Here is a 16,933-nt window from a genome sequence, read left to right on the forward strand (position 1 = left end):
AACGGCATGACCACTTCCTTTTGAAGGGCCAACTGTCAGGTAATAACTAGCTCAGCACACTCAGTAGGCCATCGGCCTTAATTAAAATAACTAGCTTTTCTGTGGACTCTTTGGCGCAACTCGCCTTAGCGTGGCAAAACAACTGTCTATTTCTATGACTTGCAATTCGCTACCGGATAAGCAACGGGGTAGCATTGACACACTATACATCACATAAATGTGCTCAACGCCGATACCCCAACAACAAGTTCCCCACAACCTTACTGACCTGCGTTTCGTCGTATTCGGCAGGCACGCTCCATTCCCCTTCACGGCCAAGCACCAAGGCAAGGCAGCGCAGGATTTCCTCACGACCGCAACCGCTGAGTATGTTTGAGCCACACTCCAAGGTTTCTGGTCTTTCGGTTACATCGCGCAAGGTTACAGTGGGACGTCGCATGATGCAGCCTTCTTCCTGCACCGTGCCACTGTCTGAAAGCAGGGCTTTCGCATGTTTTTCAAGGTGCACAAAGTCGAAGAAGCCCGGCGGATCGATGAAGCGCACCGCCTCACTGACCTTATAATTGCCATCCGCAAGGCGTGACCGCGTTCGAGGATGGAGTGAAAGCAGTGTTGGAATGCCATAGCGTTCGCTCATGGCACCAAAGGCGTCCATGAATGAGTGAAGGCGTTCGGCCATGTCCACGTTTTCCGCCCGGTGCAGTGTCACCAGAAAATACCCTTGAGAGGTAACGCCAAGACGTGAAAGCACATCACTGGCATCAATCTGTGGCGCGTAATGCTCCATCACTTCCCTGATGGGGTTGCCTGTCACATACACACGATTGGGGTGGAAGCCTTCACGCAACAGATGATCTCGGCTGCGGTTTGTGTAGGGCAGCAGAATATCCGAGGAGTGGTCAATCACACGACGGTTGACTTCTTCAGGTACGCGATCGTCATAGCAGCGATTGCCAGCTTCCATGTGATACACAGGGATACCGCGACGCTTGGCGCATTGGGCAGTCAAGGCCGAGTTGGTGTCGCCAAGCACCAGAAAGCGATCTGGACATTCCTTGGCGAGTATGGCGTCGGTTTGAGCAAGAATGTTGCCAATCTGCGCCCATGTGCTGTCTGCCTTGGTGTCAAACCAATAATCTGGCTTGCGCACTTTCAACTGATCAAAAAACAGTGTTGAAAGATTGGCGTCATAGTTCTGCCCGGTGAACACCAATACGTGTTCACAAAGTTCATCAAGCAGTGCAATGACACGCGACAGGCGTATGATTTCCGGACGAGTGCCCAGAACAGTCACTATCTTCATGCCAGCAATTCCTCATCAACTTCAGTGCGCCCTTCTGAGTAGAGCAAATTATACTTGCGTAGCAGCTCTTCCGTCTCTGCGTAGGTCATGACACTGTCATTGGAGCCGTATGACTTGCCGCGTGGCGCGGTTTCTTCCTTGCGTTGTATCTCGGGCAGCATGGGGGCAATGGCATAGAAATCCCCACGATCATAGGCACGTACACCCTCTTCGTAGGAAATCATCAGCTCATGAATCTTCTCGCCGGGACGAATGCCAATAACTTTCATGTCAATGGCTCTGTCACCGATAATGGCTTTGGCAACGTCGGTAATGAGTGCCGCAGGAATTTTTGGTATATATGTTTCACCAGGATAGGCATTTTTAACGGCGGTGGCGATGGTTGTTACTGCATAGGACAAGGGCAGGAGGAAGCGGGTCATGTCCGTGGTAGTAATGGTAACAGGGCCGCCTGATGCTATCTGCTCGTAAAACAAGGGAATCACAGAACCACGCGAGGCCAGCACATTTCCGTAACGGGCGCAGATGAAACGCGTATCCGGGCAAGAAATATTGCCCGCAATGAACATGCGTTCCTGCAAGGCTTTGGTCATGCCCATGGCATTGACGGGCAAGCAGGCCTTATCCGTGGTCACGCCCACCACCGTCTCAACGGGCAGACGATTTTCTTCAATGGCACGCACAATATTGGCAGCGCCCGTGATGTTTGTCTGGCAGGCTTCATTAACAAAGTATTCGCAAGAAGGTACTTGCTTCAACGCAGCCGCGTTAATGATAATGTCTACATCATGCAAAGCCCCGCAAAGGGAAGCATAGTTTCGCACATCACCGATGCGGAACGTCAGCAAGCGACGAAAGTTATCATAAATAATTTCATCAGTAGGATTCTTCACCGTGGAATAGGCCACGCGCATAAAGTGCTGTTTGGCTTCATCACGCGAAAAAACAATTATTTTTCGGGGCAATCCATAGGTTCCTGACAGCAACTGACGTGTGAGAGTTTTGCCCAATGAACCTGTTCCACCAGTGATAAAGATTGACTTGTCCTTAAACACATTTTGCATTTTTGACTCCTAATTATGCTTTTAAATTTTGAGTAGATACATACAAATGCGCTTCGCGCATGGCAGGTATCATCTCTTCCCACGATGGGGCTTGGTAGCCAGTGATGGTATGGAATGCTGCTCCAGAAAGACGTTTGTCTTCGACGACGGTATCGTCTTGAATTATATCAATTTTTTTTCTATAAACTGCGGCAATCAGGTGCAAAAGATCGTATTTTGAAATAGGTTCTCCCGAAACCTGATACAGCCCATGAATGCCGGGATTGGAAAGTATATGCTTTGCCAAAATGGTAGCATGTTCGTTGGTCGGAAGACCTGTATAAATGGCCTTTGTATATCCCTTGACGCTACCTTGCTGTGCCAGAAACCATTCCACAAGCGAATGTCTGCCACGCAGTTCTGGGCCGATGATGGATGTGCGGATGGTCAGCGCGCCCTCGCCTGCAATTTCACCTAAAAACTTGGTCAAACCATAAATGTCAGAAGCAGTAGGGCGATCCTGCTCCGTGTAAGGCCGTCCAAGCTTACCATCAAAAACACAATCCGTACTATAATGTATGCAACGCATATTCCTTTTGCGGCATGCCTCCAAAAGCTTGTGGGGAAATTCTGCATTAATTTTGATGCAGCACAAAGGATCGCGACCTTCCGGAAGATGCCGTATAAGCCCAATGGCATTGATGACCACGTCAGGAGAAAGTGCGTCCAATGCCTGTAAAACACTCGAAAAGTCTGTGGCATCAACCCCGGCAACTATACGTTGCAGAGGGGGAATCATTGATGAAGAACTACGAACGGTCCCGTATACATCAAAGCCCATTCTTTGCAGCTCATAAAATAACATGTGGCCCAGCATTCCGGACGCGCCCAATATGCATATTTTCACGGCTTGATCCTGAATTTACTGATTTAAATTTTATGCGACAGACCTTGCGCCCACAATTCTACGCCACGCCATGCGCAAGGCGGCATAAGCAATGCTCAGGCAAACTGTGGGTAAAGCCTCAGGAGTATGCTTCCAAGTGAGCAGCAATCGGCTACGGGTGAGATGCCATAAAAGACGGACATTTAATTTTTTGTACGAAAAGCCCGTACTTGCGCCTTCCTTGTGGTACACTAGGGCATCAGGAGCGTAAGCAAGGTCGAACTTCCCGGCAGCACTGTATGCCCAGTCCTGCTCTTCGCAGTACAAGAAATACCTTTCATCCATAAGGCCAACGTTTTCAATAAAAGCCCTGCTTACCATGACACTGGCACCGTAGATAAAATTGATGCGTTTTTCGACAGCATCCGGATCCGCCAAAAGTGCAGTAGTGAGGTTTTCCTTGTTCCCGTCCAACACTGACAACCCCGTCCACTTGTTGGTGAATCCACCTCCCCGACATTGCACAATGGCATCACTTTCAAGGTAGCTGACCAATGCCCCACAAAGGCCTGGGCGGGGTTTGGAAAAAAGCCTGTTGCTCATGGCCCCCAGCGCATTTTGATCCACCACGGTATCGTTATTCAAAATCCAGACAGCATCTGCACCCGCTTGCTTCAACAAACGTATCCCAGCATTATTGCCGGAAGCATAGCCGTTATTCTGCTTCAGGCGCAGCAGCACAACACTGCCCAGGGGAATATCAAACGATTCCGTTTCATCTACATCGTGCAATGCCACAGGCTTGACACAGGGTGAGAAAACTCCCAATTCGGAAAGAGCAAATTCCATATTGCCTATGGCCCAATGGCGTAACCAGCGCGCAGAGTCATTGGTGGATCCATTATCAACGATGATAATCCAGGCAGGAGATGTTCTACTAGCCAACACAGACTCGACGCAGGCGATCGTATCCTGCCATCCATTGTAGTTGAGGATAACAACGCCAATTTTCACACAAACGACTCCTTGTCGACTTAAAACGGGGTACGCTCAGAACATTTATGTTGCATAAAAAGCTCTTTATGAGGCAAGTGTCAAGTAAGTCAGTGGTAGGAATCCGAATTCCTATAGGTCAGGATGAATTTCTGGATTTTCAAAGCGCCATTGTCGTGAGGAGCATCATTCATCATTTTTTCAGATATATATTACAGTAATGAACCTAGGGAATTATTCCCGCCACTAGCCCTGATTCCGCGTTTGTCAGGGCTTTTCTCTTTCCAAGGAGTAGCCATGGACAGCCTTCAGTACACCTCCCCAGAGGTCATCGACCTCGCCAAGGCCCTCATCGCCGTTCAGCACACCCTGCAACCGGCCATTAAGGACCGTGAGAATCCGTTCGCCAAATCGCGTTACGCCACACTCAACTCCGTCATGGATTCCTGCCGCGACGCGCTACTGACCAACGGCATCTGGGTGACCCAGTACCCGGTCCCGGCAGAGGCTGGGCACCTCGGCCTCGTCACCAAACTCACGCACGCGGAATCCGGCCAGTGGCAGTCGTCGCTGCTGGTCATGCCCCTGCCCAAGGCCGACCCGCAGGGATACGGCAGCGCCATGACCTATGCCCGTCGGTATGCGCTTTCGGCCATGCTCGGCATGGTGACGGAAGAAGATGATGACGGGGAGGCTGCATCCCGTGACAGGCCCGCACGGCAGAGAACGCCTCGCCAGCCACGGTCTCAGCAGCCTTCAGTCGTCTCAGCCCGACAAGCCACGCCCGCCGCCCCTCCACCTCAGCCCAAGCCCGCAGAAACAGCACATCCAGCCCTGGCGTCACTGCCACGGCTGGATGGAGTCAGCTACACGACGGCCACCGCCCAGGATGGCCGTCTTTGCATTCTGGCGTCGGGCAACACGTCTGCCCGCAAGCAACTGCTCTCGGCTGCCGGGTTCAAATGGAACGCCGAGCGCAAAGTCTGGTGGCGGTACGCCGAGACCGCCTGACCCACCCACCACGCCAAGGGCGGAGATTCCCCCGCCATGGGGGAGCCTCGTCCACTCGATGGAGCCCCCCATGACAAAGCCCCCGCAATCCACCATGTCTCCGGCACTGCCGGATCCTCTCTCCCTCCTCGCCGAATCCCTGCTCGCGCACGAAGTCCACACCACGCAGTCCCAACTGGGCGACCGAAGCACCTACGTCGGCATGTCCGACATCGGCGCCGCAGCGGAATGCCTGCGCTCGGCGGTTGCCCGCAAGTTGATATCACCCGGCACCCAGCCCCACACCATCCCGCCTCAGCATGTCGGTTCCATCCTGAAGCGGCATCTCCCCCTGCACCGAGGCCACTGGCAGGAAGCCGGGATCACCGACGCCCTCACCAGAAGCGGCCACCGCCTCATCCCGCAACTGGAAATCAGCGCTTCCTTCCACGGCGTGCCCATCAAGGCCCACCTCGACATCACCCTCGTCCACGAAGCCCCGACACCCGTCATCCGGGTGCTGGAGCTGAAAAGCAACGAACACCTGCCCGAAACCCTCTACACCTCCAACGAGGTGCAACTCTACGGGCAGATCGGCTTGCTGGAGAGCACCTGGCATCGCCCGTGCTGTTCGCTTCGGGACGAGGACGGCCAGCCGGTCTTCACCCGCAAGACCTTCCCGGAGGCGGCCCGGCTGCTCTTCGGCATCGACTTGCCGGACACTCCGGAAGGCGTGACCATTGAAGGCTGGGTGCTCTCCATTTCCATGGCCGACGCCAAGGCCTTCGGACCGTACACGCCCAACCGGACCATGCTCGGCATCTGCTGCAACACTGCCGCCGACCTCTGGCAAGCCGTCAACGCCGTCAAGGCAGGGCAGTTGACGCTTGACGACCTCCCGTACTGCCAAGGGTTTCACCCCCTGTGCGACTGGTGCGACGCCAACGCCACCTGTCCCAAGTTCCGACCCATGCGGGTTGACGGCATGCCCGTGGACCTTGGCCCCGCCCATGCGGCGGACCTCGACCATCTCGCCAGCCTGAAGGAGCGCAAACTCGCCATCGAGGGCGATATCGCAGCGATTGAAGGGCGCATCCGCACCGCCTTCCAGCGCATCGCGGCGGTAAGCGACAGCATGGCCCGGGATTGGATAACCGCGGGCAGGCACCGCTTTCGGGTGGCATCCATGCCCGGCAGACAGACCATCGACCAGGCGGCCCTGCAGGAGGAACTGCAGGCCCTGACCGGTGATCCCCAAACGGCAACGGACATCCTGGACCGGGCTCGCAAGACCGGCCAGCCTTATGAACGGCTGTTTATCAGCCCCATCAACGGAAAAGGAGAATGACCATGGGATACTACAGCGAAGTCGCCCTGTGCCTGTCCGACAATGGGCGGGCACGGCTCGATGCCGCGATGCACGAGGCACGGCAGCATGCCACGAACCCCGGCGATATCGAACTGTTCCTGCAAAACGGCCTCAGGCAGGACGCGCCGGACTCCAAGGGCGTGCTGTACTACTGGGAAGGCGTCAAATGGTACGCAGATTTCGAGGAAGTGCGGTTCATCACCGACATCATGGATGAACTTGACGTTGACGACTACCTCTTCCTGCGCATCGGTGAGGACATTGACGATGCCGAGATTCTCGGCGGCTGGTGGGACAACCCCTTCGACGCGCGGCTGTTCCGAACCATCGACTTCGGCTAGGGGCTACCACTGCCGTCGCTGGTGAATAACGCGCAATATCTGCACCTCGCCATCGCGGACACGATAGGCGAGAAAGTAGGGCAGACCGGGCAGAACCAATTCGCGCGTGCCAAACAACCGACCAACCCGCCCACGCTCTGGAGCCACAGCCAAGGAACGAGCAGCCTCCCAGATGCGTGAGGCGACGTTCCGCGCGGTCTCCGGATCATCCTTCGCAATGAAGGTTGCAATGTCTTTCAGGTCACGCAAGCTCTTGCGCAGCCAGCGTACCTGCCTAGTCGACATTCACACCCCACTCGCCAAATGCCTGCCTGACTTCCTCATCGGAAGCGAAGTCGCCTGCATCCGCCAGACGGACGCCCTCCGCAATGGCGGCAATCTGCCAATTCTCTTCCTCAATGTACCGACGCACGGCATCTGCCACCAACCAGGATCGTGAACGGTCCATGGCCTTGGCCAACGCTTCGAGTTTGTCGTGCGTTTCGGGGTCGAGTCTCGTGGTCACCGTCGCCATGTCGCACCTCCTTACGCAGACAATGTACGCATTGCACACAAGCGTGTCAAAACCCCTCTTCCATAAGGAGCACCCCATGCCCCATACCGATTCGGGCCTGCACGTGTTGCAGCCCGTCGATCTCGACGCTGGCGCCGTGTTCAGCGGCACCCCGTCGGGCCGCATGATCAAGGGCTACCGCCAGCCCTCGACGTATACCCCCAAGACCGACCCTGACTACATCTTCCACGAGACCACGCGCGACATCGTGGTCTGGCTGATGACCGCATCCGATCCGCTCTACGTGTTCGGCCCCACCGGCAGCGGAAAGTCCAGCGCCATCCGGCAACTGGCCGCCCGGCTCAACTACCCGGTCTTCGAGGTCACCGGACACGGCAGGCTGGAGTTCCCCGACCTGATGGGCCACCTGTCCGTGCATCAGGGCTCCATGGAGTTCCGGTACGGACCGCTGGCGCTGGCCATGAAGCATGGAGGAATCCTGCTCCTCAACGAGCTGGATTTACTGGAACCCGCTACGGCCACGGGGCTCAACGGCATCCTCGACGGCCAGCCCCTGTGCATCCCGGAGAACGGCGGCGAACTGATCACGCCGCATCCCATGTTCCGGTTCGCGGCCACGGCCAACACCAACGGCGGTTCCGACGAAACGGGCCTCTACCAGGGCACCCTGCGCCAGAACCTTGCCTTCCTCGACCGGTTCTGGCTGTGCGAGATGGGCTACCCCGAACCCGCAGCGGAAGAACGGTTGCTGGAACGCATCGCGCCGCAACTCCCTGCACCCCTGCGGCGCACCATGATCGACTACGCCAACGAGGTCCGGCGTCTGTTCATGGGCGAATCGGGCACGGCGCATGGCGCTTCCATCGAGGTGACCTTCTCCACCCGCACCCTGATCCGCTGGGCCGACCTGACCCAGCGGTTCCAGCCACTGGCCCGGCAGGGCATCCAGCCCGTGGCCTACGCCCTCGACCGGACGCTCGGCTTCAAGGCCACGCGGGAAACCCGAACGCTTCTCCATGAGATCGCCCAGCGCATGTTCCCCACGGGGGAGTGAACGGGGACGCCGCTACCGCGCCGAACACGTCCGATCCGGACACCCTCGGCAAAGATGCCGCGTCTCCCCGAATTCCCTGCAATACCGGCCTGGTGCTCCAGTTCATGGATTCCTTGCTCGCCCGTCAGTCTCTTGATCCCGCCTTCTTCGCCTCCCTCCCTTCGCCTCCCTGGCTGCGCCTCGAAAAGGACACGCCTTCCGGCGGCAAGTTCTGGTCCTGCACCATCCAGGAGCACGGCATCGACCTCAGTTGGGGCAAGCGCAACACGCAGGGGCAACGGCTTGCATTAGCCATCACCCGGTGCAACCGAGGCAACCCCATCCGCGAAGCGCGGTCACGCGTCTTCGGCAAGCTCAAGGAAGGCTACCGGCTCGTCTCGTCATACGGCCCCCTCCCGTAACCGCGATTTCCCTCCCGACGATTCCGCATTCTGGAACGACTCCGACCTACACCGCACCCACGAGGAGCACACACTCATGAAAGCGACATCCGCCATGCGCATCTTCCCCTTCTCCCGCAGCATCCACCTCGTCCGGGATATCCACACCAACGGCGTCCGCCACCACTGGAAGGCGGAAGCGGAACTCTACCTCCTCAAGGTCCGCACTTGGACCGGGGATGACGAGGAACCCCATCCCTCGCGGATCACGGTCCACACCATCGGGTGGGGCCGGTGCATCGACGAAGACCCGGTGCAGGAAATGTGGCGACAGGCCGTGGAAAAGATCGAAAAGGACCACTACCACTTCCACAACGGAATCTAGGACGCCCCTCCCCCGAGGGGCGTTCCGCTTTTATGGAGCACGCACATGAAGGACACCATCCTGAACTGCCTCATGGCCATCAACCTCGACGTGAACATCTGGACCGCCCGGCGCAAGCTGACCCCGGCGGACTTCGGCGGCGCGGACCTGCCGCCGGAGGAACTTGCCTCGCTCGGCAGCAAGCGCATCTGCGACCCCGAGGAACTGAAGATCTTCGGCACGCTGAAGGCGCGAGCGGTGAACCTGCTCGATCGCCACGGCGTACGCTTTCTTGGCGGTTGGGGCATTCCGGAGGAAAAAGCCCCCATTCTTGTGGAAGAACTCGACCGCATTCGGGCCGAATTCCTGGCGGCCAGGGATACCTTCCTCACCCGGTACGATGACGCCGTTCGGGACTGGATAGCCCGGCACGGCGAGTGGGAGCGCATCATCGCCGACTCCACCGTCAGCGCGGACTACGTGCGCAGCCGCATGGGCTTCCGTTGGCAGGTCTACCGCATCGTGCCGCCCACCCAGAACGATGTGGAGCCGGTGGCCCAGGGGCTTGCTGAAGAGGTGAGCGGGCTTGGCCGGACCCTGTTCGACGAGGTAGCCAAAGCCGCCACCGAGGCCTGGCACAAGTGCTATGCGGGCCGCAGCGAAGTGACCCACAAGGCGCTATCTCCCCTGCGGACCATCCACCAGAAGCTGGCCGGGCTGACCTTCGTGGAACCGAGGGTGGCCCCGGTGGCGGACCTCATCGGTACGGCCTTCGCCAACCTGCCCAAGCGGGGCAAGATACAGGGGGCGCACCTGCTCATGCTGCAAGGGCTGGTGGCCCTGCTGCGCGATCCGTTCGCGCTCATGGAGCACGGGCAACAGATTATCGAGGGGCATCGCCCGTCCGATCTGCTGGATGCCTTGCTGCGGCAGGATGGGGATACGGGAAATGGACAGGTAACGTCCGAGGATGAACCTGAAGGTGGAGAGGACGACATGCCCGACCTTGGGGACGAGCTTGCGCTCGGCGCCATTCCCCGCGAGGTCATGCCCGACCTGCAACCTGTCCTGCCCAACTGCGGTTTGTGGTAGGGATTCCATTTCCCCATCCATTGGCGGTACTATCAAACGGACCCACCACTACGGGCCGCCCCTGCGGGAGGACAACATGCTGGACACACGCTCCGTGATGCGCTCGCTGCCGCTGGTGGCGAGCGTACTCGGCAGGAAATACGGCGTCACGGTGACCATCGGGGGGACGGAGGCCTACACGGACGGTAGCGCGATCCATCTCCCCGCACTGCCGGTGGACGTGCCCGACACCTTCCTCGCATTGGCCCGTGGCTACATCGACCATGAGGCCGCCCACCTGCGGGATACCGACTTCGCAGCATTGAAGGCCGCAAACCTTACCCCGCTTGAGCACCATGTGTGGAACTCCCTAGAGGACTGGAGGGTTGAGAACCGGCTGGTCGCAGCCTTTCCCGGCTGCCGGGGCAACTTCGACTGGCTCATCGGCCATTTCTTCGGCGGCAAGGCGACCAAGACTGCGGACGATCCTGCAGCCATGTTCCTGAACTGGCTGCTGCTTACGGTCAGGGCATGGGACGTCCCGGCCATCGGAAAGCGCCGCGACACCATCGCGGTACATCTCGATAAACTCTGTCCGGGCCTGCTTACCCGCATGGCCTGCGTTGTCGAGGCGGTACGCACCTCGTGTGCATCTACTGTCGAGGCCATTTCCCATGCGCGGGCCATTGTCGCAGAACTGGGCAAGGCCACGCAAACGCCGCCACCCGCGTCAGGTAGGAATCCGGACGCCAATCAAACTGGTGGCGATCCGGAGGGTGGGTCTGGCAATGGCAACCAGCCCACGGCATCACCGTGGGAACGGATACGGAACCTGCTGCATGCCCAGGAGGACGAACTTCCGCAGGAATTCGGCGCAATCCTTGGTGAGGCCCTGAAACATGAGGGTCCTGCCCGGGAAGGGTTGCCCGTGAGCGTAGCCACCGTCACCCACAAGGCCAGTTCGGACCTGCACCCTGATGACATCGTCGAGGCCAGGCGGGCATCAACGGCCCTGCGGACGCGGCTTCATGGCCTGTTGCAGGCTGCGACCATCAGCCGGACCCACGGGGCACGGAGCGGGAGACTCGACCCGCGCAGGCTCCACCGCATCGCCACGGATGACGCCCGCGTCTTCATGCGCAAGGGAACACGCGTCGGCATCAACACCGCCGTGCATCTGCTTCTCGACTGCTCCGGGTCCATGACCCCGAACATCAGGCTGGCCTGCACGGCCTGCCATGCCGTGGCTTCGGCCCTTGAGACCATCGGCATCAACGTGGCCATCACCGCTTTTCCGGCCAGCCATGATCCGGCGTCAACGGAACAGAAAACCGTGGGCCGCCTGGTGCGGCACGGGCAGCGGGTACATCCGGGACTGAAGGTGGCAGCCGTGGGAACCACCCCACTGGCTGAGTCCCTGTGGTGGGTGATGCAGGAAATGTTGCCCCTGTGTGAGGCCCGCAAGCTCATTCTGCTGCTGACCGATGGCGATCCTGATACGCCGACATGCGCCCTAGAAGCCATCCGGCATGCGGAACGGCTGGGGTTCGAGGTCTACGCCATCGGCATCGGCGCGGTGAACATCCTGCAGCACCTGCCGGGACGGCACAGGACGATCAACACCATGGCCGAACTTGCCCCGGCGATGTTCGGCCTGCTCCAAGGCGCGCTGGTCGGAAGGCGCGCGACATGATGCAACTACGAAAAACACCGGCAACGAACAACGGGGAGGCACCACGCCTCCCCTTTCTCTTTCAACACCCCGACAAGGAGGTCGTATGCGTTGGATGTACCTGTGCCGGTTCTGGCCGTGGAAGAGGTGCCTTCTGCCGCCTGCGGAATGCGTCCTCTTTGCGGACTGTCCGAAGGTCCGCATCCCAAGGAGGATAAAGATATGAACTGGGGATCAATCCTCGCCATCGCCATCGCGGTACTTAACATCGTCAAGGAGAGCATCGATGACTGACCACGAACCCGAGGACGAGGGAATGAACAGGGTCTGGGTGTTTCTTGGCGGCTGCCTAGCCGGTGTCGCTGGCGTGTTCGCTGCTGCCATATTGTCGGAGACAGGCACCACGAAAACGAACGATTGCGAGGAAGAACCGTTGGCGCTGCCTGAAGGCCGTCCCCAAGAGGAGTAGTCCATGAAGGAGGGGGGAGACTGTCATCCCCCCACAACCGAGTAGGGGGAGCGTCACAGGCGCACTCCCCCCCCCGGACGCACTAGCCCACCATGCTGGCATTACTATTTTTTTCTTTTTAACTCTCAATTTTTCACCGATTTGCGGTGTATAACCACCGAATCACCGGTGCATTTCGCGGCACAACCCCGGCGCATCGCGGTAAAAGCACCGCGCATGGCCGGGCATTTCAGAAAAAGGAAGGGTGCCCCGTATGCTGAGGCACCCGTTCAAGACGGAATCGCTTGCAAGCAGCACTACACACAACGGTAGTAGGTGGCCTTGCCGTTGCCTTCCTTTACGATAAGCCCTCGGTTCTTGAGCTTTCGGAGTATACCCCCAAGCTTGTCCGCTTTGAGGCTGGTCCGTTTTTCCAGTTCAGACCTACGGCTCTTCTGCTTTTTCAACTCATTGAACACCTTTTCCTCGTCTGGCGACAGGGAACTCATGTCAACATCCCGGGTGGGAACAACGGGAGACTCCATTGCCATCGGCTCGCTGCTCAACCCTTCAGACATAGGCGATTGCCCGACGTCTGCGAGGAAGCCCTCGATATGACGCCACCCACCACCTACCGGAAGGTGGTAGGTGCAGGCTGTCTGTTCAAGCTGAGGCAAAGCTTTGCATTTCTCGACGAACAGTCGGACAACAAGGCCACTGGCTCGGCAAGCCTCGTCCACCTCAGCACTTCGACCTTCCTGGCTTGCCAACTGGTCGCGCCCCTCCAGTCTAATGACGTTCTGGGACAAACTGGCGAGATCGGATGGGCCTTTGAAGTTTGTTCCATCCTTGCCGGAGTGATGAACAATGACGACAGCAACACCTGCTCGCTGCACTTCACGGACGAACTTGAACAGTCCATCGGCATTGCTCTTTGCCGCGCTCGGAGCCAACGCCAGCAGGTTGTCGATGACAAGCACATCAGCCTTCACGTTACGGAGTTGTTCGATTATTGTCTGCCCTGTTGCCTCTTCCAGTATGTTCGAGCCTGGCAGGGACAACACGCGCAAATTCTGCCCCACATTCTCTCGGTCATCCGAATTCTCTTGAAGGAGTTGCTCGCAACGGGCCTTGAAGTCTCCTTCTCCGGCCTCGCCATCCAGGTAGCAAACTCGGCGGGGAGACATCGCGGGGAGCCCGAAAGCTGTGCCCCCAGTTGCCAAGGCAAGTGACAACTGAATAGCGACAAAACTCTTGCCCACATTAGTGGGTGCCCAAATCAGCGTTGTGTACCGATGCGTGATCAGGACACCCAGGGTCAAGGCGCGTACATCGCCGCGCCCTTCATCGACAATGTTGTCAAATCTGGTGAACTCCATGGAGAAGTCGCGAGCATTGCTCTCCTCCGCAGGCACGGAGACGAGGCCCATGGACTTCATCCTGCACCTATAGTCCGCAAGCGGGATAGCCTCATGGCACACGTCCCGAGCAAACTTTGAGGGCAATTCAATGCGGTCAAGGTACACCGCCCTCCCCCACAGCTCCTTTTCCCACGATTCAGGGGGACAAGATTCATCAATGGCCGGTACACCGGGGGCAATGATGGGCCACGGGTAGACTCTCACGTTCGCGGCGCCTTCCCTTACGCAACGTTTCGCCCAATCTTCAGCCCCCTTCACCCCCTCGCGAGTGGAGTCGGGGATAATCACGACAGGATGCCCGGCCAGGTCTTTGTAGTGCAGGGCGTCAAATGCGGTTGCCCCCCCAAAGCATCCAGAGGCAATGATGCCTGCCCGCTCAAGCAGCCTACCCTCCCGTGCCTTCTCCCGGAAGTGCATGGCCACCCGCATATCAAGGCAGAGCAGCACGGGAGCCTTCCGATATCTCGCCATCTTCGTGCGTGAATACAGCCAGGCAGAGGCCGGAGCCGCGCCGATACGCAGTGCAGGTTCGCCGTCTCTCTCGACTCGGCTCGCGAGCACAAAAAAATCATCATTGCCGTTGGTATAGCGGCAAACAGCCTGCTCTTTGAACCCGCGGAAGTCATGCAGATAGTCCACATCTTCGAGTTGGTAGGAGCGCCCTCGAACGTTGAGTTGCTTCGGGATATACTCCTCAATGATGCTGGTGCGCGTTGGCAGGGGGGGAGGGGTATTGCTCCCAGCCGGAAACGTACGGAAGCAGTATTCCGGCTTCAAGCCGAGCAGCCCTCCCACGACCTGAGCCGCTTCGAGTGGGCCTCTATTCAGGCTTGAAGACGCCAGGGAAATGATGCTCTCATCCCCCTTGTTACTCTTGGGATTCCCGCCTCGGCGAAGCAACAAATGCCTGTCAACGTCAATGCCAAGCGCCGTAAGCAGGCGCTCGCGACGGTCAGCGGCGAGCTTTGCAAATTCCCACTCGACCAGCGAGCTGAATACTTCCGCATTTGAATCCGCCGTGAGGACAGACGGCAGATTCGAGCCGTCAATCCCGGCCAGCATCCGCTTAACCTTGGGTGATATTACAGGAAAGTCATGATCCGTATTTGTTTTATAACTCGGCTTGTTATACGACAGATGCGGGACCGGTGATGTTCGGGACCGCGCCCATGGGGCCTCCCGTTGCCATCGATGGGGCGAACTGGGCTGCGGTAACGAAGGGGCCTGTGGGGGAGTAACGTCAATGACAGGAGACTCACCATGTAAAGCTGGCTCCCCAAGCATGCAGGAACTGGTTACCGGTTGCCTCGTTTTGCACGCTGTCTCGATCATTTTTTCAATGCTCGAATCTTTCATGCTCAAATCTTTCATACAAACTCCTTTGCATGGGCTGGGAGGTATCCCCCCCAGCCCATGCTAATTACCGCTTCGGGATAATCGTGATATCCATGCGAGTTGCGATGACAGGAACGAGCGATATCTGGATAGCTTCGACCTGCGCAAGATCCTCTGGCGAGGTTTGGAGAGCTTCCCTGATTCGCTCGGCAAGAGCACTGACATCGGCCTGCGACACCATGGGAACGCAAGGATCTTCTGTAGTATGCATATGTACCTCTCATGAGTTGACTGTTTGCAGCCAGAAGTCTGCCGCATTGGTGGACAACGCAGTCAACCGGCCTACGAAAAATCGACTCTGTTCGCCTGAATGAATTGGGATATGTCTATTGGCCGCGCTACACAAAGCATTACTAGGAACAACGCGGCCAATCACAGGGCACGCTTAGCCTACTCCAAAACCATCAGTAAGATAGCCAAGCACCTCAGCGCTCCGGCTTTGGGAGGCAGATTCGCCGCCCCGGATGGTTTTGGGTTCAGGCACCTTCACCCGACTAGCGAACCATTCCATGAACGAATCCCGCTCGTAGAAGACTCTTCGTCCCACGCGCCAACGCTTGCTGGGGCCTAAGCCAAGACTGTCTAGGTTGGCCAAGGTTTTGGGATGGATAATGCCCTCCGTAAGTTCACCAATGCTTGATCGCGGGAAAATTGACGGCAAGCCCATCTGCACAGAGTTAAGAATCTCACTCATCCTGCTCTCCTCCTGTAAAAATGAAAGCAAGTGAATTATAATTTATTAAAAAATTAAAGTACTAATTTTAATCTAAGTAATTTATTCACCACATAAGTGGAATACATAGCAATAATAGTTAAAATTTATTCTTTAACAACTCGAGACGTTAATTATCTGCCAGCACAAGCTACACAAACAAACAGTGCACAATCCCAAAAAAGAGGTCATGCCGCGCCACCTAGAGCAGCGATGAGGCCATAAAGCTTCATCAACCACTAGCAAGGAGGCCGACATGACCACTGGAAGAAGGTCACGGAAGGGCGTGGGGAAAATCTATCTGCAATCGGCCATCGACTGCCACAGCCGCTACGCCTTCGGCAGGCTGTACACCAGCAAGCTGCCGGTTACGGCGGTACACACGCTCAACGAGTCCGTGCTGCCCTTATTCGAGGAGCACGACACGCCGGTCGTCACGGTGCTTTCGGATAATGGCCGGGAATTCTGCGGACGCCCCGACAGGCATCCCTACGAATTTTTCTTGCAACTGAAAGACATCGAACACCGGCAACCCGCATCAGACGCCAGCGAAGGAACTACTTCGCGGAGCGGCTGCACAGGACATTGTTCGACGAGCATTCAGAATTCAGGGGCGCAGGAACTGGCACGAGTCCCTGGATGAAATGCAGAAGGACCTCGACGCCTACCTGCACCACTACAATCACGAGCAGGCGCACCAAGGCAGGAATATGAACGGTCGGACACCCTACAAAGCCTTCCTTGATGGTCTTCCCAAGGGCCAGCCGGAAAAGGACAACGAAGGGCAGCAGGCAGCCCGATCAGCACCCCGCTAGGCACGGCAGTGTCAGGTAAATACTATCTCTGTACACTCTGTACACTTCTTGTTCACACAGCTACGCATCACTGCTTTTTGACTTCTGACCTTGTAAATTCTTCACATTCGTAGGAGGCATTGGCAAATTATGAGTCATAGCGTAATCTGTAATTTTATTCTT

18 protein-coding genes and 1 pseudogene are annotated in these 16,933 nt (G+C 57.4%); 11 read left to right on the forward strand and 8 right to left on the reverse strand.

Annotation, left to right across the window (positions count from 1 at the left end):
- Positions 1–223 precede the first annotated feature (223 nt).
- Genes wecB through FVW27_RS15735 form a run of 4 tightly spaced genes read right to left on the reverse strand, consistent with a single transcriptional unit; the run spans position 224 to position 4,246 of the window.
- Positions 224–1,303 (reverse strand): non-hydrolyzing UDP-N-acetylglucosamine 2-epimerase, encoded by a 1,080-nt coding sequence (gene wecB, locus FVW27_RS15720; protein WP_167126903.1) that lies wholly within the window; start codon positions 1,301–1,303, stop codon positions 224–226.
- Positions 1,300–2,367, reverse strand: a complete 1,068-nt coding sequence (locus FVW27_RS15725; RefSeq protein ID WP_167126906.1) for a polysaccharide biosynthesis protein — start codon at positions 2,365–2,367, stop codon at positions 1,300–1,302. Before FVW27_RS15725 ends, wecB begins: the two co-directional genes overlap by 4 nt.
- Before the next feature lie 13 nt (positions 2,368–2,380).
- Positions 2,381–3,253 (reverse strand): sugar nucleotide-binding protein, encoded by an 873-nt coding sequence (locus FVW27_RS15730; RefSeq protein ID WP_167126909.1) that lies wholly within the window; start codon positions 3,251–3,253, stop codon positions 2,381–2,383.
- Positions 3,254–3,283: 30 nt separating this feature from the next.
- Positions 3,284–4,246, reverse strand: coding sequence for a glycosyltransferase family 2 protein (locus FVW27_RS15735; protein WP_167126912.1), 963 nt, complete (start codon positions 4,244–4,246; stop codon positions 3,284–3,286).
- A gap of 276 nt (positions 4,247–4,522) precedes the next feature.
- On the opposite strand from FVW27_RS15735, the gene FVW27_RS15740 reads away from it, so the two are divergent.
- The 3 genes from FVW27_RS15740 (at position 4,523) to FVW27_RS15750 (ending at position 6,925) form a co-directional block, all read left to right on the forward strand.
- Positions 4,523–5,236: an ERF family protein gene (locus tag FVW27_RS15740; RefSeq protein WP_167126915.1), complete on the forward strand. Its 714-nt coding sequence runs from the start codon at positions 4,523–4,525 to the stop codon at positions 5,234–5,236.
- 70 nt (positions 5,237–5,306) lie between these two features.
- A complete protein-coding gene (locus FVW27_RS15745) occupies positions 5,307–6,563 on the forward strand; it encodes a hypothetical protein (RefSeq protein ID WP_167126918.1) in 1,257 nt (418 codons plus the stop codon).
- 2 nt (positions 6,564–6,565) lie between these two features.
- On the forward strand, positions 6,566–6,925 hold the full coding sequence (locus tag FVW27_RS15750; protein WP_167126921.1) for a hypothetical protein: 360 nt from the start codon (positions 6,566–6,568) through the stop codon (positions 6,923–6,925).
- A 3-nt stretch (positions 6,926–6,928) separates the two neighbouring features.
- Here FVW27_RS15750 and FVW27_RS15755 read toward each other — a convergent pair whose 3' ends face one another.
- Complete coding sequence (locus FVW27_RS15755) at positions 6,929–7,210, reverse strand: type II toxin-antitoxin system RelE/ParE family toxin (RefSeq protein ID WP_167126924.1); 282 nt, start codon at positions 7,208–7,210, stop codon at positions 6,929–6,931.
- On the reverse strand, positions 7,200–7,439 hold the full coding sequence (locus FVW27_RS15760; protein ID WP_167126927.1) for a CopG family ribbon-helix-helix protein: 240 nt from the start codon (positions 7,437–7,439) through the stop codon (positions 7,200–7,202). Before FVW27_RS15760 ends, FVW27_RS15755 begins: the two co-directional genes overlap by 11 nt.
- A gap of 76 nt (positions 7,440–7,515) precedes the next feature.
- Here FVW27_RS15760 and FVW27_RS15765 point away from each other — a divergent pair, with 76 nt between their 5' ends.
- The 7 genes from FVW27_RS15765 (at position 7,516) to FVW27_RS15795 (ending at position 12,449) form a co-directional block, all read left to right on the forward strand.
- Positions 7,516–8,493: an AAA family ATPase gene (locus FVW27_RS15765; RefSeq protein ID WP_167126930.1), complete on the forward strand. Its 978-nt coding sequence runs from the start codon at positions 7,516–7,518 to the stop codon at positions 8,491–8,493.
- Between the two features lie 104 nt (positions 8,494–8,597).
- On the forward strand, positions 8,598–8,894 hold the full coding sequence (locus FVW27_RS15770; RefSeq protein WP_167126933.1) for a hypothetical protein: 297 nt from the start codon (positions 8,598–8,600) through the stop codon (positions 8,892–8,894).
- Positions 8,895–8,970: 76 nt separating this feature from the next.
- Entirely contained in the window at positions 8,971–9,258 is a 288-nt protein-coding gene (locus tag FVW27_RS15775) for a hypothetical protein (protein ID WP_167126936.1), read from the forward strand.
- A gap of 45 nt (positions 9,259–9,303) precedes the next feature.
- Positions 9,304–10,329, forward strand: a complete 1,026-nt coding sequence (locus tag FVW27_RS15780; protein ID WP_243838508.1) for a DUF3150 domain-containing protein — start codon at positions 9,304–9,306, stop codon at positions 10,327–10,329.
- Positions 10,330–10,405: 76 nt separating this feature from the next.
- Positions 10,406–12,001 (forward strand): cobaltochelatase CobT-related protein, encoded by a 1,596-nt coding sequence (locus FVW27_RS15785; protein WP_167126939.1) that lies wholly within the window; start codon positions 10,406–10,408, stop codon positions 11,999–12,001.
- 102 nt (positions 12,002–12,103) lie between these two features.
- Positions 12,104–12,274: a hypothetical protein gene (locus FVW27_RS15790; RefSeq protein WP_167126941.1), complete on the forward strand. Its 171-nt coding sequence runs from the start codon at positions 12,104–12,106 to the stop codon at positions 12,272–12,274.
- On the forward strand, positions 12,267–12,449 hold the full coding sequence (locus FVW27_RS15795; protein WP_167126944.1) for a hypothetical protein: 183 nt from the start codon (positions 12,267–12,269) through the stop codon (positions 12,447–12,449). Before FVW27_RS15790 ends, FVW27_RS15795 begins: the two co-directional genes overlap by 8 nt.
- Positions 12,450–12,745: 296 nt before the next feature.
- Here FVW27_RS15795 and FVW27_RS15800 read toward each other — a convergent pair whose 3' ends face one another.
- Together FVW27_RS15800 and FVW27_RS15805 are read right to left on the reverse strand one after the other, a co-directional pair.
- Positions 12,746–14,911, reverse strand: a complete 2,166-nt coding sequence (locus FVW27_RS15800; RefSeq protein WP_243838509.1) for an AAA family ATPase — start codon at positions 14,909–14,911, stop codon at positions 12,746–12,748.
- Between the two features lie 718 nt (positions 14,912–15,629).
- Positions 15,630–15,938 carry a hypothetical protein gene (locus tag FVW27_RS15805; protein ID WP_167126947.1) on the reverse strand — a complete coding sequence of 103 codons (309 nt, stop codon included), beginning with the start codon at positions 15,936–15,938 and terminating at the stop codon, positions 15,630–15,632.
- 298 nt (positions 15,939–16,236) lie between these two features.
- Here FVW27_RS15805 and FVW27_RS15810 point away from each other — a divergent pair.
- Positions 16,237–16,771: pseudogene (locus FVW27_RS15810) on the forward strand (integrase core domain-containing protein); the annotation flags it as partial.
- Between the last annotated feature and the right edge of the window lie 162 nt (positions 16,772–16,933).

It is taken from the genome of Nitratidesulfovibrio liaohensis, from assembly GCF_011682075.1.
In the GTDB taxonomy this organism is placed as follows: domain Bacteria; phylum Desulfobacterota; class Desulfovibrionia; order Desulfovibrionales; family Desulfovibrionaceae; genus Cupidesulfovibrio; species Cupidesulfovibrio liaohensis.